At 48.9% G+C, this 20519-nt stretch carries 15 protein-coding genes; 5 read left to right on the plus strand and 10 right to left on the minus strand.

What is annotated here, in order from left to right:
• Window positions 1-2: 2 nt before the first annotated feature.
• The 6 genes from ASTEX_RS11220 to ASTEX_RS11240 all read right to left on the minus strand — a co-directional run bounded on the left by ASTEX_RS11220 (window position 3) and on the right by ASTEX_RS11240 (window position 8422).
• The gene (locus ASTEX_RS11220) at window positions 3-1103 is read right to left on the minus strand and encodes an FAD-dependent oxidoreductase (protein ID WP_013479755.1); all 1101 of its coding nucleotides are present in this window, start codon (window positions 1101-1103) and stop codon (window positions 3-5) included.
• 401 nt (window positions 1104-1504) lie between these two features.
• On the minus strand, window positions 1505-4549 hold the full coding sequence (locus ASTEX_RS11225) for a glycosyltransferase (RefSeq protein WP_013479756.1): 3045 nt from the start codon (window positions 4547-4549) through the stop codon (window positions 1505-1507).
• Window positions 4550-4827: 278 nt separating this feature from the next.
• Window positions 4828-5622, minus strand: coding sequence for a hypothetical protein (locus tag ASTEX_RS20310; RefSeq protein ID WP_013479757.1), 795 nt, complete (start codon window positions 5620-5622; stop codon window positions 4828-4830).
• A gap of 46 nt (window positions 5623-5668) precedes the next feature.
• Window positions 5669-6796 (minus strand): glycosyltransferase family protein, encoded by a 1128-nt coding sequence (locus ASTEX_RS11230; RefSeq protein ID WP_168148113.1) that lies wholly within the window; start codon window positions 6794-6796, stop codon window positions 5669-5671.
• A 62-nt stretch (window positions 6797-6858) separates the two neighbouring features.
• Window positions 6859-7614 (minus strand): ABC transporter ATP-binding protein, encoded by a 756-nt coding sequence (locus ASTEX_RS11235; protein WP_013479759.1) that lies wholly within the window; start codon window positions 7612-7614, stop codon window positions 6859-6861.
• Between the two features lie 10 nt (window positions 7615-7624).
• Window positions 7625-8422 carry an ABC transporter permease gene (locus tag ASTEX_RS11240; RefSeq protein ID WP_041658646.1) on the minus strand — a complete coding sequence of 266 codons (798 nt, stop codon included), beginning with the start codon at window positions 8420-8422 and terminating at the stop codon, window positions 7625-7627.
• Window positions 8423-8637: 215 nt separating this feature from the next.
• Between ASTEX_RS11240 and ASTEX_RS11245 the strand changes: the two genes are divergently transcribed.
• The 4 genes from ASTEX_RS11245 (at window position 8638) to ASTEX_RS19960 (ending at window position 15366) form a co-directional block, all read left to right on the plus strand.
• Complete coding sequence (locus ASTEX_RS11245; protein ID WP_013479760.1) at window positions 8638-9360, plus strand: LbetaH domain-containing protein; 723 nt, start codon at window positions 8638-8640, stop codon at window positions 9358-9360.
• A gap of 107 nt (window positions 9361-9467) precedes the next feature.
• Window positions 9468-10640: a glycosyltransferase family 61 protein gene (locus ASTEX_RS11250; RefSeq protein ID WP_013479761.1), complete on the plus strand. Its 1173-nt coding sequence runs from the start codon at window positions 9468-9470 to the stop codon at window positions 10638-10640.
• A 34-nt stretch (window positions 10641-10674) separates the two neighbouring features.
• On the plus strand, window positions 10675-11910 hold the full coding sequence (locus ASTEX_RS11255) for an HAD-IIIA family hydrolase (protein WP_013479762.1): 1236 nt from the start codon (window positions 10675-10677) through the stop codon (window positions 11908-11910).
• 39 nt (window positions 11911-11949) lie between these two features.
• The gene (locus ASTEX_RS19960; RefSeq protein ID WP_013479763.1) at window positions 11950-15366 is read left to right on the plus strand and encodes a glycosyltransferase; all 3417 of its coding nucleotides are present in this window, start codon (window positions 11950-11952) and stop codon (window positions 15364-15366) included.
• A gap of 72 nt (window positions 15367-15438) precedes the next feature.
• Here ASTEX_RS19960 and ASTEX_RS11265 read toward each other — a convergent pair whose 3' ends face one another.
• Window positions 15439-16317: a GHMP family kinase ATP-binding protein gene (locus ASTEX_RS11265; RefSeq protein WP_144004659.1), complete on the minus strand. Its 879-nt coding sequence runs from the start codon at window positions 16315-16317 to the stop codon at window positions 15439-15441.
• Between the two features lie 401 nt (window positions 16318-16718).
• Here ASTEX_RS11265 and ASTEX_RS19965 point away from each other — a divergent pair, with 401 nt between their 5' ends.
• Window positions 16719-17888 (plus strand): glycosyltransferase family 4 protein, encoded by a 1170-nt coding sequence (locus ASTEX_RS19965; protein ID WP_013479765.1) that lies wholly within the window; start codon window positions 16719-16721, stop codon window positions 17886-17888.
• Here ASTEX_RS19965 and ASTEX_RS11270 read toward each other — a convergent pair.
• The 3 genes from ASTEX_RS11270 to kdsA are packed head-to-tail and all read right to left on the minus strand — an operon-like array spanning window position 17885 to window position 20481.
• Entirely contained in the window at window positions 17885-18883 is a 999-nt protein-coding gene (locus tag ASTEX_RS11270) for a KpsF/GutQ family sugar-phosphate isomerase (protein ID WP_013479766.1), read from the minus strand. The two genes, ASTEX_RS19965 and ASTEX_RS11270, sit on opposite strands and share 4 nt — an antisense overlap.
• A gap of 2 nt (window positions 18884-18885) precedes the next feature.
• Window positions 18886-19617, minus strand: a complete 732-nt coding sequence (locus tag ASTEX_RS11275) for a 3-deoxy-manno-octulosonate cytidylyltransferase (protein ID WP_013479767.1) — start codon at window positions 19615-19617, stop codon at window positions 18886-18888.
• Between the two features lie 3 nt (window positions 19618-19620).
• Complete coding sequence (gene kdsA / locus ASTEX_RS11280; protein WP_013479768.1) at window positions 19621-20481, minus strand: 3-deoxy-8-phosphooctulonate synthase; 861 nt, start codon at window positions 20479-20481, stop codon at window positions 19621-19623.
• Between the last annotated feature and the right edge of the window lie 38 nt (window positions 20482-20519).

Genomic DNA, 20519 nt, shown 5'->3' on the forward strand with positions numbered 1-20519 from the left:
CCCTAGAATTTATCGGCGAGTTCTCTTTGCAAAATATCGCCTTTTATAGGACCGATAGACGGCGTTCCAGCATTCGACTGTTCTGTTTCAATCGAGGCTAGAATACGTTCCACCGCAAAGAATACCGTGTCGATTTTCCCCGATAAAACCGAAAACAACCTCCGATCTCTATAAACATAGCAACTACGATCGTCGAAATTTCCGACTGGTTTGGTCTTAATGGCTAACTGCACACCAGCGAAGCGGAAATAGTCTCTGAATTTCGGGAAATTCTCTGAAATTTGGGCTTCCATGGCCTGACGTTTGGCTAGAGACACTGCTCCAGTCACATCATCCCGGGTACGTACGGCCTCTTCAGGCGTCGAAAATTGCCCCAACGGAGTGTGAACGACGCTTGAGAGAGTGAAAATTGAAGGATCTTCGGTCGGGTATACAGAGCTTAGCGGTCCATCGACAAATGTGACAGCAGGCATGTCATGGCTGGTCTCATAATAGAGAAGGATGGTAGGTTCATAAATCAGCTTAATCGGCGGCTTCGTATAATGCCCCCATGTAGCATCTATTGCGTAGTCATACCGCACGCCGTTTATGACCACCCCATCCTCGCTGTTCGAGACCGCTTCGACCGCGGTATTCAGATGTAAGTTCCCCTTAAGTCTTTGAGAAAAATAGTTGCGCGCGTTATCCAGAAGGATCACCCGCTCGTCAGTTTTAATGACGCCATCTATATTGGTGAGATATGGAGACCCTTCAGGCATCTCTACGAACGGAATACCGGACGACACCATAATTAGCTTGTAGGTGTCGAAATCCATTAAGCTTGTCTCGCGCGGGACAGCATACAGATTTTGCTTAATCGGAGCGCTTAAATTAGGATAACGCTCAGTGAACCGAATAAAACCGTCTCGAGATTGAATTCTTGTGCCGTGATGCCTTGCATAGTGAAAGCCTTGATGCAGGCGAAATTGATTGTTGCCCGAAGCATAGTGCAACGGCCGATCGGCCTTCTCAAAAACCGTGACATCCATCTGCAAGGACTGCAACGCTAGACCAATATGGCAGCCGTACCACCCGCCGCCAATAATAGCGATTTTATAAGCCATTTCGGCGCCTCGTATCCAATCGACGTAAATTCAAACAAGTCATGTCGTCGATACCTCAAACATTCCAACCGTCAAGGGAAAAGGGGGCATGCGTCGTTCAGTCCACGCATCCATTCAATTCGACCTGCGGCAGATAACACCTCGTCAGGAAACCTTTAAACTAAGGGTAGCTTGTATATATCCTCACGTCCGCATCATATATTCAACATCTTCGGGCACCAACAATATAAATTGAATTGATACAATATAAACAATTAATACCAAAAATGAACATAGCACGCTTCATATGCGAATAATAATATTAAAGCCCCCGCAAAATTTAATATGGATTTTTATAAGAAAGGCAGGCCCGAAATTATATTATTTCAAACTGACATGAGCTTATGTGCTAATATTAATAACTAGCTAATACTTGCTTTAACCAACAAAGACGTAGTCATTCTTACGTCCGGATGATCATTTTTCTCCACCACATCAAATTTAAGATAAATGTTGCGATATCCAAAGCGTATTGGCAGGTCGATATCCAAATCATTTAGCTGACCTGGTAGGATCGCTTCCCTCGATAGAAAGACTTCTCCCTCAAATATATCGACATGGTTCATTAGCCGCCCTTCCGGCACGTAAAGCCCAAGGTGGAATTTTGAAGTATGGCTCGTTGCCGACAAATGGAGAGACACTTCCTTACCGCACCATCCATCGAGATACACGCCCCCTTCTCCTGGTTTTGCCTCTGCGGCCTCCAGCCTAATCGCTGGCCGGGACTCGTCTACAGGGTCCAGAAAGTCGTAGTAGTCGTGCAAAAGGCTAATGTACTGCCCTTCATCGTATGTCTTGGGGATCACACGCACGAGAGCGGCCGCTTCTATTGCCTCTATGATCTCTTGCGGATGCGCATTGGCGTTGACAAGTTGCCCCACGCCAATACCACCGATGCGGTTACCTAGTGCGCCCAGATCAACGGCCACTGGCGTTAAGCCGTGAAGAAATGCTTCTGAAAGTGTATAAGAGTAAGTTTCAGGCCATGGGCTCAAGAAAAGGGCAACGGTCGCACCTGACGCCCTAATTTTATCTCCAAGCTCTACCCCCTTGTAAGGGCCAATGTTTTCGAAGTTGTCAAAGCGCTCCAACAACTCGTTGCGGTCGCTATAGCCAATCAATTTATATGATACGGCAAGGCTTCTGTCTTGGCTCCACCGTAGGAGCTCAACAAGCTTCTCAGAACCCTTGTGAGGCCCGATAGCGCCAATTACGGCAACAACAATCTCGTCCGATCGCAATGCTGCGGGTTCAGACTTCACTGAAGGAGCTTTCGGCCCTAGATGGGATAATGTACGATAGGGTAAATCTTCAAATAACTGGGCATAATAAATTTTCGCCGATTCATTCGGAATTATAACGGCACGTGCGCCAGACAAAAAATTCACCCAGTACTTGCGCCACGCATCCACGTCAGCACTTATTTTTTGGTAGCTAGAGTCTATCGCGGAATGGATTCCTCCTCGCGCAATACACCTATTGCATCCTGTAACCGGAGGAATTTCACAGAATTGACCACCGTCGTTAAGCAGGGTGACACGAGGGCAGATGTAGAAATAATCGTGAAGTGTAACAAAGTACGGTATGCCAGCGCCTATTAAGAATTCCGGTACACTCGCACTCATGTCTAAAACGTGGTGAACATGTACAAAAATTGGATTTATCGCATATATATCAGCGAGAAGCGCTTCAACGCCATTTACGGAGTTATACAGAGTACCATGATCAGCACCCCATTCATTCATTTCGAATAGATAAAAATCTTTCTTTGTTCTTTTGGCAATGAGTACCGTCACGCCTTCAGACGCCAGCTTCGCGGCCGTATAGTTGAGATTTTCATCCACCCCGCCACCGATAGCCAAACTGAGCAGAACGGCAACCCTCTTTTGTCTCCACTGGCTGGTTAACAGCCGATTACGGGCTAACAGAAGAGGGTCGGAACTAAGAAATTGGTGAACATTGTAGTCATAGTCGGGATATTCACTTGCAATAACTTTTAGGTTATTCGCAATGAATCCTTCGGCAGACTCTTTGAATGAGACAGAGCCGCAATGATAAACAAAGACATCACAGGCGACGACATGCTTCCATCCCTTGGTAGCAGACCGCAAAGAAAATTCGTTTTCTTCACCATAGCCTTTACCAAATTTTTCCGCATCGAATAAGCCAACCTGTCTCAAGCAAGCTCGCGAGATGTACATACAGAAACCATGAGCCGTTGGCAGTTGAACGCTGACGCCAGAGTTCTCACGGCCCAGAAGCTCATTAACTTGGGACAAGGTGAGGCCATAAGGAATTTCCTCGCGGCCGCCGATGTACGGAACGGAACAGATAGTGGCGTTGTTCGACATCGCAGAAACCGAGCCTACGCGCGGTTCGCGATAGGCAGCACCACGCATCCTATCTAACCAACCGTCCGACACAACTGTATCTGCGTTAAGCAGTACGACGTCCGAATCCTGGTGAAGCTGCATACCCCGATTGACGGTGGACACAAATCCCAAATTTTCAGGATTCTCTAGGTACTGATATCCATTTTGCGCTGAGTGTTCCCGAAGAAGAAGCGTAAGCTCCTGTTCGGGGCTACAATCATTAATCACAGATAGAATTACAGGAGTCGCGTTATTAGCAGCCAGTACGGAATTTATACAATTAATAGTCTCTTCAATACCACGATATACGGGAATAATTACATTAACAGCTGATGTAATTGGATAGTTCAAATTTGGAAGGCATATCTGCCAGATATTCGGCAGACTCGGCAAATTCTGTCCTAAGCGCCTACACCTCGCTTGCCGGAGGTTATGCTCTTTCAAACATTGCTGAATACTTTCTGATAAGCGCGAGCTTTTGAAGCCATCCACATCTGAGTGAAGTATACTCTCAGGTGTGAGGTTCACCAAATACTCACCAAACGGATAGAATTGAGTGCCGGAAACCCGGAGCCCTAAGATGTGAGCGCTACGGTCCCATTCCGCCACAGGGTTATCAAACCCAAAGGCGAAATTAGAATATCCCTCAGGCGCAAACACGCTTTCGCCTTCAGCAATGAGGTGGTAAATCGCCTTACCATCTAAGTCGACACTTAGCTTGATCTTGGTTGCCGGGCGCGTGGCGTCATAGATCCAGCCGAATAACGACCGACCAATATCGTTCAACTCGCAAACGTATTTTGAGCGGTGAATCAACGTTTGGGTTTCGCGCCCCCTAGACGAATTTACCTCAATTTCGGCGCGGTGTTCAGCTGTGTCGAAAAACCATTCGGGCAGTTTGACGTAACATTTCCCCCCTAGAACGTCATCAAGCTGATAGAAGCGGTCTCTGTCTTTGTTTAGGAAAACGGTGACTGCACAATTTTTGGGCAAGCCGTAGACTAGCACACCCTCATCAACCAATTTCAACTTCATTTCACACCTGCGGCCTCCATCTCACGATCAGGAAGCCGGCCCCTTAGAACAGTTATTCAAACTAGCGATAGTGACATCGTCGGTGCCCTGCAAGCGGAACCTTTCGCGAAGCACTCTTCCTCACTGGCGCGGAGAGCTATGCTTTTTCCAAAGGAATGGTGGCGATTATTCGCTTGATAAATATTCATCGCTCGCCAACCCGTGATCTGAGAGGCGAAGCACCAGTTGCGCCAAGAAAACTTTAGCTCTATGCACACCGCGCTCGAAGAAAAAGGTCGCTACACCATGTCAGAAAAATTCTGATCAATATCAAATAAATCTTCGACTTCTATGATATCCATCGGCGGCTTATTAGGGAAGTTCAACTGCATGCCTGGCTTCCAGGCTGTATATGCCTCAGACACAAGCCTCATAAAATCTTGATTCCAAGCGCTCGGCGAGTTTCGAAGCTTAGAGGCCAGATCACGCCTGACCAGATTCATATGCCGCATTGAGATGGTGTCTATGTCGAAGTGAATATGTGGCCCCTCGCGTGATAATAAGCGCCTCGTTGGATCAACCGGTACAGGATATGGTACATCGAATTCGATATCCGTTCCGCTTTCCACTTTAGTCAAAAACGAACAACATGTTGTGTCCGGCTGCCTTGACCTGTAAATTGGTCGCTTTACATGTAAAAAGGTGGCAACAGAGCTTGAATTGTAACCTTCGACTTCGATTATATCACGGGCGGATTTGAATTCTTCTGGGACATAATATTCGTCGCAATCCATAGTCAAAAAATGGCTTACACCATTTTTGCGGCAGCGATCCAGCCCCAGGTTCCTCTTTCTTAACTCATTGTGAACCGGCAATATTGTTACGTCCGGTCGGTAAAATATTATGCTATCATAGAGGCCCGAACATTCAGCCTCGTTCAGAGCATCGCAGAGCCCTTCACTACACATTTCACCGTAATTCGAAGAAAACTGCACGACGATATTAATATACTCGACGCACTTTCTCATCACTTTCAGAGACTGAACTAAGTGCTCTTCACCATTGAACACATTATAGGAAGCGCCAACTATCATTTCGATCTCGCATTAACGATATATTTCAAAAAAGAAACGATTTTCATCAATTGAAATACTTATCGGAGGCGGGTTTGTGCACGACTTGAGTACAGTATCCATCAAATTTAGACACTCTTTGCTCATTCACAATTTTCAACAGACTATAAATCGAACTACAAATTCTCAACTCGTGATCTGTCAGAACAATATTATCTATTTCCGCAGACATTCCTAAAATTTCATCGACAAATAAATTTAGCCTGAATCTATCTATTACTTTGCCGTCAATTGAATTCATGAAGTCGACAGCACCGGAATATCCCTCGATCAATTCCTCACATATCTCAGCACTATTGAGCTTCCGACACTCCGGTCGGCCGGAAAAATTATTCTTCGCTGAAGCCTCGAAATTTTCAGCAGTCAACCAGCCGGGACCTCCATGTATATCATAAACATAAGGAGGCGTTCGTGAGGCAAGTGCGTACTGCACGCTCTTTCCAATGGTAATCACAGCATCCGTCTGAAGCAAGTCGTCAACACTGACGAGTTTCTGCTCATGCCCATAACCAATAATACGGACGTCACAGCCTAAGTTAATTGATAAGTGCCTGAGCGCGTGATCTAATTCGCCGGGCATATGGTTCGATATAACTGTCAGCTTTTGAAGTTTGTTCCCATGCGAGCGAACCCTAAAGAATGTGTGCGGGCAGGCATTCGAAAACACGCGTTGGCGCGTAGTTTGAAATTCATGCGCGAAGCGCGCACGTGTTTCTTCAGAGTTGAAGACGATAAGGTCCGCGAGTTTTTCCTCCAACGGATGAAGTGGACCTTCGAGTGCGGCATAGGGCGATAAATGCGATGAGACGATGAAAGGGCGCGATTGGGCGTGTGAAAGCTCGCCCCATTTAATTGACGCCAAAAGACCGTGTTGCGCCCAAACCAAATCATAGGATTGGACATCAATCATCCCATCAAGATTGATTATGTTGATTCCTTTGAGCGTCGCAAGATAGCCGAGCGGAGATCCAATCGCAGGAGCGGCAATGTCCACGGAGTACCCTCGTTCCAGAAACTCCATGGCCAGTTCAAATATGACGACCTCTGAACCAGCGAAGGAAAAAAACTGCCCCGTTAGCAAAAGCACTGACCGTTTCTTCATCGAGCCCACCAGATCACCGTAGATTCGTCCCAAAAAAAGGCGTGCTCCGTAGAGACCGCCTAATTTTTATTGCTAATGTCCTCGCCCTGGCTTCGTCACGACGTGATTGGCTTCATGTGATTAAAGTCCCAGGCCGACACGTCGCCGAAGTACTCCATTTTCCCGCCGTCAAGCACGAGGAGCTTATTGCAAACGTCCGCCACCAATCCGAAATTGTGGGTGGCCAATATCATTACTCTAGATTTTTCGAGTATTTCATTCATTTTGCCCTTCGCCTTTTCGAAGAAGCCCGCATCGCCAGCACCAATCCATTCATCGAGTAAGAGGATGTCCGGATTGAAGTTTGTCGCGACGGCAAAAACAAGGCGGGATTGCATCCCTGCCGAATAGGTCTTCACAGGTAAATCAACAAACGGGCCCAACTCTGAAAACTCAACGATGCTTTCCATGTTCGCGAGAATTTCTTTAGTCGAGTGCCCCCGTCTGCGAGCCATATGTATGATATTCTCGCGACCGGTTAGCGTGGCATCGAGGCCGAGCCCGATATCTACCATCGACGAGACACGCCCCTTAACTGAAACCAAGCCTGAATCCGGCTCGTAAATTCCGGCGAGAACCTTCAGGAGAGTTGTCTTTCCAGCTCCATTGTGGCCGATAATGCCAAGGCGGTCGCCTTCGGACAGACTAAACCCAACATTATCTAACGCACGAACGTGAATAACATCGTGCCCATTCTTCAACATCTTCCCGCCAACGGCGACATTCAGGAACGCCGTCCTGAGCGACTGTGCTTTGACGGAATAAATGCAATATTCCAGCGTAACGCCTCGAAGTTCGACAACTTGTGACACTTTCAGCCCTCTAAATCCAAAACGCAATGCGGCGCCGAAAAGCGCTGAAAGCGAAAAACCAAACGACGATCCCTAAGACCGTGACACCCGCAGCCATTGGGACGTATTTCAAAGGCATGTACGTGCCGAGCAACGGAGACCGGATCATCTCAATGAGGGGATAGAACGGGTTGAAGTTAATAATGAACTGTTTTTGTTCAGGCAATTGGTCGGGACGGAACATGATTGGCGATAAGAACATTACCAGCTGCGAAAGATACGGAAGCAGGAACCGCAGGTCCTTAAATCGTGCTGCAGCAAGCGAGACCACCGCTCCCCAAGTTGCCATGTTCAGCAAAACTACCGGGAAGCCGATCAAAATGCTCCAATGAGGAATCTTAAAAACACCCAGAATGGACACAACAACAAAAAAAACAACCACTCCGTGCAGGGTGATGAAGAAATTTTTAGTCACAGATTCGAAAGTATAATATGTAAAAGGTCCGGCATGATTGCTAATTATGCCTCCATTTGCCACATATACATCCGGCGCCTCAGAAAACAGGTGTGAAACCATATTAAAGCCAATTATACCGGCCATAACAAACGGAAAAAATGTTCGGAGATCTTGCCCGAATAATGCGCCAAATACTATGGAAAAAGAAAGCGCAGTAACAACCATAGACCCGGTATTCCACAGAGAACCGAGCAAAGTACGCTTATATTTTGCGGTAATTTCATGATAGGCTTGATAAATCCAAACATGAGATAACGAAATCCCACGCGTCAAGTCGCTAATCGCTTTGGAAAAATTGCTTTCGGCTGCCATTTCAACACCAGTTAATTCGGGCGGAACCTATATTTCAAGCCCTGTCGGAGCGCAACCCCTTAGCTAAGGTGCAGGGACGGCGCAACAGCGGCGTGCATGTTCAAGCCCCTAGACGCCCTCCAAGCTGGCCGTCTCGGTGTGTCGATTGGTGTTGCTGGACAACCTGAAGATAGGTACAACTCAGTGACATACAACGCCCACACAGAGAGGTAACATTGTCTCAGCAACTGGCAGAATATTTGAAGGCTCATGGCGTCGAACAGTTTTGGGGAAATGGTATCAATTTGCCACAACATACTGTGTTGGAGGCGCCCTGCAGTTTGAAATGGATGCACATCGACCATTCTTTGGAAATGGGCGCCTTTAGTTACGCGGTGAGCGGGTATTTTTTTGCCGCGCGTATCGGTCGCTACGTGTCAATGGGAGAAAGCATACAGCTTGGTCGCCATAACCATCCATCAGACTGGTCCAGCACAAGCCCATTTTTTTACCTGAATACAAAGTTATTTGATGTTGGAGATAGCTTTGAAGGGGCCGACAGCTATCACTCACATAAGATCCGTGAAAACCTTCCATATAACGTGCCTTTGCAAACCACGCACATCGATCACGATGCCTGGATTGGTCATGGTGCTTATATTCGCCCTGGTGTACGAGTGGGCGTGGGAGCGATCGTCGCAGCGTACGCGGTGGTCGTGAAAGATGTGCCCCCATTTGCTGTGGTTGCAGGCAACCCCGCCGTAGTCAAAAAGTACCGCGTTCCGGAGGAACTCATTCCAGGACTACTCGCTACAGAGTGGTGGAATTACGCACCATGGGTGCTAAGGGATCTCTCTATCGAAGCGCCGCAGAAATTGATCGACGAAATGATGGTAAGAAAGCAAGATTTGCCAAAATTCAATCCGACCGTGATCACTTCTGCCGAATTTCCCAGATGAGCATTCCGCACAAAATTGAGTATATTTGAATTTCGGCCATTATATATATTGAGCATCAATCGCCATTTGTCTCACAAGACATTTGGCGATCTTTGGAATATGTCTCCATGAGTAACAATCCCGCGTTTCATCAAATAGAGAATTTTATACCGTCGCCCTATCCTGGCGAAATGATTGCCTCCGACCTATATAACCCGTCCTACCGGATGGCGTATAGAGCGGTTAATGTAAACACCGTACCTACGACACCTGCGAGCGCCACCATAATCGGTTCAGGCAGCAAACGGTTTGCTCAGGCGTATGATGCAAACATTGCCACCCCGGGCCATATGGGTTCAGGTCTAATAAAGTTGCACGACTACTCATATATCGGGCCCTGCGCGCTACCTTATGACAAATATCATCAATGGGCACTGGTTGGAGAACCAATCTTCTGGGGCCCCGATTTTGCAAAATGGTACTGCGAGACCCATTGCGCCACCGGCACGTTCAATGCCGAAAAACACTACCGATTTGCGTCAGAGTTTATAAGTCAAAACCGGGTGCGGTCAGTGGCCGGAGAGCACGTGATCCTTTCAGCGCCAGGCCAGGATATATATGGGCACTGGCTGATCGACTTCATTCCGAAGCTATACACACTCACTCAATCCGAAACTAAACTCGACTCAATTTATCTGGAACATATTCCCAAATGGGCGCATATATTCCTGCAGGCTTTCGAATTGGCGCCAAACAAGCTAAAATCCCATCCTGCGAAAGTCTTTAGTGTAGAAAGCGCCATTATTCCATCCAGCTCGAAATCCGGCTATCGGCTCGGCGCGCAAAATATTAAAAACGCCTGGCAACACCTTAACTCACAAATTTTGCCGCAACCTGTCCCCGCGGGACTTTCGGGGGAAAAAATATACTTAAGCAGAGCGCAATTTTCAGGTAGCACCCGACGCTCCATCGTGAACGCAACGGAAGTTGCTCAGCATTTTGCTGATCGAGGTTACAAGGTCGTCGCCCCTGAGCGGCTGTCGGTAGCACAACAATTCCAACTTATGCGTGAAGCTCGCGTTGTTGTGGGTGAGGACGGAAGCGCACTTCACAATATCATTTTCTCAAATAGCGGCGCCAAGCTGGGCGTTTTGAGCCTTCCAGAGCGTACCAACCTCTGGCATGCCGGCATCTGTCATATCCTGGGCCACACGGTAGCATTCATGGACTTGCCTGAGAACGAGACAGAAGACCTCTCCATCCCTGCTCTAGCGTCCTTCCTGGACGAATTAGAAGGTTAGCACTGCATCAAACCCGTAGGTGATTGGCGTCCAAATGCCTCAGAATTTTAGTGAAAATCATGCAAAGCAATTCGTAGTTCTTGTTGGCGGCAGGGGGACAAGACTCGGCAACCTCACGGCCACCACCCCAAAGCCGTTGATGCAAATCACCGACAATGAAGTTTTCTTAGATTTTCTGTTGCGTAATGTCGCCCGGCAAGGCTTCGATGAGATTTTGCTGCTTGCGGGCCATCTCGGTGACGCAGTCTACAACCGATATCACGGAGCCGTTTTTGGCACCGCAAAAGTGGCGGTTTTGATCGAGCCGCACCCCATGGGTACTGGCGGCGCTCTGAACTTTGCGAGAGATCATCTCCATGACTCGTTCCTGGTGGCCAACGGGGACACACTTTTTGATATCAATTTTCGGGCGCTTGACCAATTGCGTCAGGCCAGTTCAGATTTTGCCGCCGTCATCGCTTTGCGATGCGTGCCCGACGTGCGCAGGTTTGGATCGGTTACGTTAGACGGCCAAACTGTCGTCGGATTCAATGAGAAATGCGATCTTCCGGAAGCAGTTGAAGGGGTAATCAATGGCGGAATATACGCACTCGATAGGACGGTATTAGATTTCCTTCCCGAGGGTCCTTCTTCGATCGAAAATGACCTTTTCCCCTTGCTCGCAAAAGCAGGGAAACTTGGAGGCATTGCGTCTCATGGCTATTTTCTGGACATTGGCCTCCCGGAAACGCTCGCGATCGCCAAACAGGATCTACCCTATCAACGTCGTCCAGCGATGTTCTTGGATCGAGACGGGGTAATCAACATCGACAGCGGATACGTTGGCCGCATAGAAGATTTTATATGGGTAGATGGAGCCAAAGAAACCATCCGAAGAGCCAATGACTCCGGTTTTGCAGTTATTGTGGTGACAAATCAAGCTGGTGTCGCGCGAGGGTTTTATAGCGAGGGCGATGTCGAAGCTTTGCATCGATACATACAATTGCAACTTTTCAATTTTGGAGCTTTTATAGATGCGTTTTATTACTGCCCGTATCATGCTGACGCCGTGACCGATCATTACCGGCACGCCAATCATCCTGACCGAAAGCCGAACCCCGGCATGATTCAACGGGCTATCGGCGAGCATAAACTATCGCCAGACCAATCGATCTTGATTGGCGATCAAGCGACTGATATCCAAGCGGCAGGAGCCGTAGGGATTAGAGGTTACTTGTTTCAAGGGGGAAACTTAGAGGAATTTATCGCGTCTATTTGGCCAGACAAATAACTGTCTATTATAGAAAAATATAAAAATTGGCGACACAGCATGAAAACGAAACAATCTAAAAACTCAAACGTTATCACCAAGGCGAGGATTCAATCTCGCTCAATTGACGCCATGGAAATTGAACTTAAGTCTCAAATATACAATTTAAAAGTTGATATCTCAGAACTTATTAAAAGAAATTCTCTATTAGTAAAACAAATAGATTCAGATCTACGAAAAAATGCGGAATTGAAGTCTCTGATTTCAGAACTCGAGACATCTAATCAATTTTACAAAAAGAGATATGAAGATATCTCATCAGAATTCAATCCTCTTCAGGAGATGGGGGAGTCTCTTAAATTACGCATTTATGAACTAGAAGAGCGTTACTCACGCTTAACGGATACACTGATCCAAGAGCGGCAGGAATGCACAACTGAACTCTTAACGGATATCAAGTGGACGGTTATACTTACGCTCAAAGTGGGTCCGAAAAAGGCATTAAGCGCCCTTCTAGGCGTAATCGCATTGAGGGCATCGGGGCAGTTTGACGAAAGATATTACAAGTCTCAGCTAAATTTTAGCACAAGAAACAGTAATCTTTTATGGCATTATGTTGTAAACGGGGCCGAGAACCAATTAAATCCCAATTCAGCTTTCAATACTCATGTTTATCTGCATAATTATCCCGATGTATTACGTGCCGGAATAAATCCTTTCGTTCACTACATCCAAAGTGGGCGTTTTGAAGGGCGCTCGAGCGCACCTCTTCTAGATGACGCGTTTATTAGCATTCAACCTTTGCATGCCGAAACGAGAGACGCCGCACAAGCCGTCACTCAGCCCAGCGAATCCACTGAGGTGCAAACCGACGCGTCGAATGAAGAACCTCAGTTAGAAACTCTACCTCAGACCGCGCTGTCGGAGCCCCTATCGAACGAGGCCTCGAAGGGAACGCTTATCAATGACATTCATTGGTCCGTACGGACGGCTATAAAATACGGTATCAAGCGAGCTGTCGATGGATACCGCTCGGTCCAAGTCATACGCCGTCAAGGCAATTTCAATCAGGCGTTTTATGCGGAACAGGTAGGCTTGAGGCTTAGGCCCAAGCATCATGTTTGGCATTACGTGATTGAAGGATCACGTTGCGGCTTTGATCCCTCACCCAACTTTAGCGCCGAGAAGTACCTCACCTTTTATGACGATGTGAAAGCATCCGGAAGAGAACCGTATGCGCACTATCTAAAGTTCGGCATCCGCGAAAACCGGACGATTGTCCCTTCGCAATCACCGTTCGCCGAGAACCACTCAATTCCGCAAGAGAAGGGCGTGCCCTGTGGGTTGGAGGACCGCCCGACATTTGAATGGCTGTACCAGAAATACGGGCCGTCGACGGCGCAGGGGTTAGGCCCTTATGACATCAGACCTGATGATGATGTCCTAATCGCCGCCGAAGTCGGAACGCATTTCCTCACACAATTCGAACTTTTGGGCGAACAGCCAAATTTTGTCGATGCCGCGGCTAACCTTGGCGAACAGATACCCAATGCCAAAGTTGTCGCGAGCGACGAGGAAACAGTCGACGTTTCTATTGTTATCCCGGTATACGGACAACTCCCGTATACTCTAAACTGCATACACTCCCTACTCAGCCATACCAGTAAATATTCGTTCGAAATAATCGTTGGTGATGATGCAAGTCTCGACTCGACACAGGATGTACTACCGACGATACCACATATCCGTTACGTGCGACAGGAAGTGAATTCTGGGTTCATCCAGAACTCTAACAGCGCCGCATCATATGCCCGAGGTGACTGGATCGTACTTCTTAACAACGATGTTCGGGTCGTTGATGGTTGGCTCGATGAACTCATCGACTCGTTTGAAGCCTTTCCGCGGGCAGGCTTAATTGGATCAAAACTTTTGTATCCCGACGGAAGCTTGCAGGAAGCCGGTGGAATAATCTGGCAAGATGGCTCGGCCTGGAACTACGGCCGGAACGATGACCCCAATCGACCTCGATACAATCATGCCCGCCAAATCGACTACGCTTCTGGCTGTGCAATCGCCCTACCAAGTCGACTATGGAGGGAACTCAACGGCTTCGACACGCATTTTATCCCTGCATATTGTGAAGACTCAGACCTTGCTTTCCGCGTACGATCCGCCGGATATGAAACCTGGTATCAACCCTTGGCCAAGGTCATTCACTATGAGGGCAAAACCTCCGGTACAGACGTTACGACGAGTGTAAAAGCGTTTCAGGTGACAAACAGTCGGAAGCTATTCGAGCGCTGGAGCGAAGAACTCTCTGCACACCGCGAGAACGGCGTCGAACCAGAATTCGAGCGTGAACGCAACATTCAAAAGCGCGTTCTTGTTGTTGATGCGACGAACCCAACCCCTTGGGCTGATGCAGGCTCGGTCACAACAACCCTTACAATCCAAATTTTTCAACAACTTGGATACAAAGTATACTTTGTGCCCCAGGATAATTTTCTGTATGAAAGACGCTCTGTCCAGGCCCTCCAACGCCTGGGCGTAGAATGTGCGTACGCACCTTATGAGGTCAATTTCACTTCATATATGGCGAAATACGGACACCTGTTCGATATAGTTCAGGTATTTAGATTTTCTGTTGCCGAAAAGTGTTTGAATGATATTCGCACTTTTGCTCCGCAAGCAAAAGTTATCTTTAACAATATGGACCTTCACTTCCTTCGACTTCAACGACAGGCAGAGCTTATTGGCGATCCAACAGGATTAGCGGCTGCTGATGCCGTAAAGACAAGGGAACTTGAGGTGATTAACGCCGTTGACTTCACGGTCGTGCCCTCAACGCTAGAAGCGAGAATACTTAATGAGTTACTGCCCGATACGCCCGTAGAAGTTTTTCCATATATGACTGAGTTCGTTGGAACGGACGTGCCCTACGCCAACCGAAAAGACATTATGTTTTTAGGCGGGTTTGGGCACACACCCAATCAAGATGCCGTTGAATACTTCATGGAAGCCATTTGGCCTCATTTGAAACGGAAGCTGCCAGAGGCTCGCTACATCATTGCCGGCGCAAACCCACCAGACAAGATCCGCGAGTATGCCGATGACCGAGTATTGGTCACAGGCATGATTGACGATCTTGGACCCTGGTTTGACCGTTGCAGGGTCTTTGCTGCCTCAATCCGGTTTGGAGCTGGCGTAAAAGGTAAAGTTTCAACAGCGATGGCTCATGGCTTACCGGTAGTGGCAACGACATGTGCCGCTGAGGGTATGAGTCTTGTTGACCATGAACATTTCATTTTGGCGGATGACCCGATAGAATTTGCAAACGCGATCGTCGAGCTCTACTGCGATGAAGACAAGTGGACGAACATGTCGAAACAAGGGCAAATGTTCGTTAAGGAGAACAACTCTAAGGGCATGGGAGTTAAGCTAGCCCATTCGATAATTGAAAGAATGCAAAGCAGATAACTCTATGATTAAGGCCAGCCCTTAAAGGACTGGCCTTAATCTATTTGAAGACTAATCTATTTGAAGACATTGTCATCCCGGCGCGACCCAAGAGTTCACGCCCTCGACTATCAATCGGCACACGACAGGTGTAGCGTTCGTTTCTTCCTCGATTATCTTCATCAAGGCGGGTCTACGATCGGGATCGACTAAAAACAGTGCAAACCCTCCCCCGCCGGCGCCAGACAGTTTTCCCGCCATCGCTCCGTTTTTTAGTACGGTATCGAAAAGCTTTTCCACCTCCGGAGTGGACACTGTCTTTGACGTCCTTTTCTTAGCCTCCCAACCACTACGCAAAATCTCGGCCATCTGGCCAATTCGGCCAAATAAAAGAGCCTCTTTCATCTGATTGGCTTCAAGTTTTAGCTGGTGCATTGCCTCAAGGGACACACCTCCACCAGTTACAGACTGGGATTGAGCGTCGATAATTTTCGCCGACTCACGCGAAGCTCCGGTAAATGTCAACAAAATTGAAGCCTCGAGCTCGTTATGTATATGAGGGCGAATACGCAACGGGTTTACAACTACACGCTCATCAGCTCCAAATTCCATATAGTTGAAGCCACCGAAGGTTGCCGCATACTGATCTTGCCGACCCCCGTTCAGTTTCAAGTCTATTCTTTCAATATCAAAGGCTAACCTGGCAATTTCATATTCGCCAAGGGGTATAGACAGTAACTCACAGAACGCGGCAACCATCGATACCACGAGGGCTGACGATGAACCCAGCCCTGACCCCATAGGTGCGTCTACATGCGTTGACAGGTGAACAGCGATCGGGACACCACCGTTAAATTGATCTATAATCCGATTATAAACGCCTCTGTGTAATTTGAGTAAGGACGTCTCAGGAACGCGCCCGGTGGTTTCGAAACTTTCGCTGAGATCAAGGTCCATCGCCTGAAAACGCACTTTATGGTCTTGTGCGAATCTAACACTTGCGTAGGCAAACTTATCGATTGTTACATTGATGATAGCTCCACCGTATTTGTCACAGTAAGGAGAAACGTCGGTACCGCCACCTGCTAGGCCCAAACGGAGTGGGGCTCGAGTTCGCACTACTTGCTGCAAAAAAACCTCCTATAACTCGCAATCCAACCCACTCGCGGATGCCCGTAGCCACATTCCGCCTGAGGCCTCATCTAAGACTTGGATTTAGCCGACCCCCCCTTTTGCGACAAGCACTATCGGAGGTTTCGATTGATCCGACGTACACGTACACCGTGGACATTTGAACAGGACGCTTAGTTTAGCCCGCTGAACCCCGCCCTTGTAAACACACTAGATAAAATCGAGAGCCTAACGGAGCCATATTGAAGTATTTTCTCCTTCAGAAAGTTCACACATTTGCCCTCAGAGCAAAGTACGCATTGAGTAAATATTTTTGGAAGAGATGCGAGTTAAATTCTCCTGCCAAAAATGCACCCGTTATTGTCACCGGATTTCTAAACGAAAATCTAGGTATAGGCAGAGCCGCAAAGTTAACATGCGCTGCATTAAGTAAAGCGGGATACGATGTTATAAGAGACGATCTTAGAAATTACTACGCCCGAATTGTTTCTAGTAAACCGAGAAGATTAGGCGTTACTGAAGCCATTTGGATCGTCCAAGCCAATCCTCCAGAATCAATTATCGCGCTATTGACACACTCAAACAAAGAGTGGGCGAGTCACTATCGTGTAGCTTACTGGGTATGGGAATCTGACATTGCACCTCGAGCTTGGGTTAACGTGGCGCATTGGTTTCACGAGATTTGGGTACCAAGTGAGTTCGTATATAACGCCTTCAAGCGTGCCTTCGAAGAATGGAATGGTGGTGATTTTGTATCCAAGCTTAGGGTAATCCCCCATCCCGTAGAAATTGCCGACCCGGTTGAAAGGCCAGACAGCGCCGTCAGCGTTCTTACGACTTTCGATCCTCGTAGTGATTTTGAGCGTAAGAACACAAGTAAAGTTTTAGAAGCATGGCTCGCAGCCTTCCCAAAACCGGGATCGGCGCGGCTAACTGTGAAGTCGCATTTCCAATCAGAACAATATCCCGAGTACTCAAAACTTCAAATGCTGGCAAAAAGCCGGCAGGATATTTGTTTCTTGGCGCGCAACCTATCCGATTTCGAAAACGCCGAATTGCTTCGATCAAGTGATGTATTAGTCTCGTTACATCGGGCTGAGGGCTTCGGGTTGCCCATGGCAGAAGCAATGGCAAATGGGATTCCTGTGATCGCGACAGGCTGGTCAGGCAATCTCAGCTTTATGAACAAGGATAACAGCCGACTTGTTAGCTACACCTTGGTACCAGCAAATAAACGTCACAATGGACCATCCGCGTCATGGGCTGACCCCGACGTAAATTCTGCAGCGAAAGCATTAGTTGAGTTATGCACCGATTATAATCTTCGAAGGGAATTGGGGCTACGTGGTCGCGCTTCAATCACCAAACTTAATTCCGAATGGACTAAGAAACGGCTCTTCTCACACGATTAAGCAACGCCCGCCCTCAGTATTTCATGCAGATGAATCACCCCAACTGGTTTTTCCTTTTCAACCGCAAACAGACCAGTAATGCTCCGCGCGTTCATTTCGGCCAACAACTGAGACGCCAAAGTATCGGGCGTGGTTACACGTGGTGCCCGGGTCATGATTTCTGACACGGGACGGTCATTGAAACCTTCGCTGAAAGCCCGGCGCAGGTCGCCGTCTGTAACAATGCCAATCAAACGGCCCCCGGCATCCACAATGCCAGTCATTCCGTAACGTTTTGACGATATTTCCACAATCGCCTCTGATAGCAACGACCGATCGCTTACGAGCGGCATGGCATCGCCACTATGCATTAGATCCCCCACCTTAAGTAGGCGAGAGCCAAGTTTTCCGCCAGGGTGGAACTGGCGGAAGTCCTGTGCCGTAAACTTTCTCAGCGACAGAAGGGCGACAGTGATGCAGTCCCCCATCGCAAGCTGCATGGTCGTAGACGTCGTAGGCGCAAGCCCATTTGGGCAGGCCTCAGCCATCTTCGGCAAGACAAGTGCAATATCCGCAGCTGAGCCTAAGGCACTTTTTGGGCCAGAGGTTATCGCAATCAATGGTACGGAAAAACGCCGTGTATAAGCGATGATATCGGCCAGTTCAGGCGCTTCCCCCGACCAAGATAACGCTAGGACGACGTCATCGCCCCCGACCATACCGAGGTCACCATGACTGGCTTCAGCCGGGTGAACAAAGTGCGACAGCGCGCCGGTCGAAGCTAGTGAGGCGGCTATCTTGCGCCCAATATGACCAGACTTCCCCATGCCAGTAACGATGATCCGTCCGCCTTTGCTTTGGGCATCGAGGATCGTCGAGATCGCCCCTTCAAAGCGTTTCCCAAGCTCTCCGTCCAGCGCGTCTCGCATAGCTTGGAGGCCTGCAGTCTCAATCTCCACTGTCTGCTGAGCCGCTTGAAGTGCAGAGGCCGCATTCAGGGCTGTTTCCAGTACCATATCTATCTCCCGCCGAGCCGGCGACGCGCTTCTTCAAGGTCGGCCTGGGTATCAACCCCCAAGGGCACCTCAGCGACTTCCACCGCGTCTATGCGCATGCCGTGCTCCAAGGCGCGAAGCTGCTCGAGTTTCTCGCGTTGCTCAAGCGGAGAAGGGGCAATCTGAACAAAGCGCTCCAAGGCCGCGCGCTTCCACCCATAGAGACCAATATGGTGATATAGCGGCCCCTCACCCCACGGCGCTGTAGCGCGCGTAAAGTAGAGGGCCCTAAAACGACCGGGTGCCAAAGGCGTACCGATCATTTTGACCACCGAGGACGCATTCCGCTCGTCGTCAGAATGAATTTGGGCTACCGGCGTCGATATGTCGACCTCTGCATCTTTCAATGGCTCGAATACAGCGCGGATGGTCTCGGGCGCGACGGTGGGCAGATCACCTTGAACATTGAGAAGCAAATCAAAGTCTTTTGCTGGGTCAATGCGCGAGATCGCCTCATAGATGCGGTCTGAGCCAGAGGGATGATCTGGCTTAGTCATGACCGCATTGCCGCCGACGGCCCTGATGGCTTCAGCGATTTCAGCTGTGTCCGTTGCCACCCAGACTGGAGCCAGATCAGCTTCCATAGCACGGCGCCACACAGCAACGATCATGGGCTCGCCATTTAGGTCCGCCAGAGGTTTGTTCGGCAGTCGCGTAGAGGCCATGCGCGCCGGGATAAGGATAACCGGCTTCATCGCTTATTTCACCGCGTCGCGCGCAGTAATCGCCTTGGCAACCTGATCAATGGCCATGAGATCACGCATGAGACCTTCAAAAGATGCCAACGGCACCATGTTGGGACCATCTGACGGGGCGTTGTCGGGATCTGGGTGTGTTTCGATAAAGAGACCCGCGACGCCGACGGCGACCGCCGCACGCGCAAGAACCGGGACAAACTCACGTTGGCCGCCGGAAGAACCGCCCAGCCCACCAGGTTGTTGCACCGAATGAGTCGCATCGAAAATCACCGGGGCGCCAGTCGAAGCCATGATAGGCAGACCGCGGAAATCAGAGACAAGAGTGTTGTATCCAAAGCTCGTCCCTCGATCACAGAGAAGAACATTGGGATTGCCTCCGAGAACAATCTTATCAAGGACATTCTTCATGTCCCAGGGTGCCAGGAACTGACCTTTCTTGACGTTGATAGCGCGCCCCGTCGCGGCAGCGGCAAGCAAAAGGTCGGTCTGGCGGCACAAGAATGCCGGAATCTGTAAGACATCAACGGCTTCCGCCACCGGGGCGCATTGCTGAGATTCATGCACATCGGTCAGTACTGCGAGACCCAAACTCTCCCGGATCTCCGCAAAAATGGGAAGAGCGTCTTTGAGCCCAATGCCACGGGCTGCCTTCGCTGAGGTCCGGTTAGCCTTGTCAAAGGAGGTCTTAAAGATGACCCCGAAGCCCAATCGCTCTGAGATCTCCTTCAGAGCTGACGCCACTTCAAGTGCATGCTCACGACTTTCAAGCTGACAGGGGCCCGCTATCACCGAGATAGGCAGGTGATTGCCAAACCTGGCGGACTTGAGCTCGACGACGGGATTGGCTCGCAATTCGGACATATCTGCACTCCAGAAACACATGGGGTCTAGTGCATAAC

The sequence above is a fragment of the Asticcacaulis excentricus CB 48 genome, assembly GCF_000175215.2.
GTDB classification, from domain to species: Bacteria; Pseudomonadota; Alphaproteobacteria; order Caulobacterales; family Caulobacteraceae; genus Asticcacaulis; species Asticcacaulis excentricus.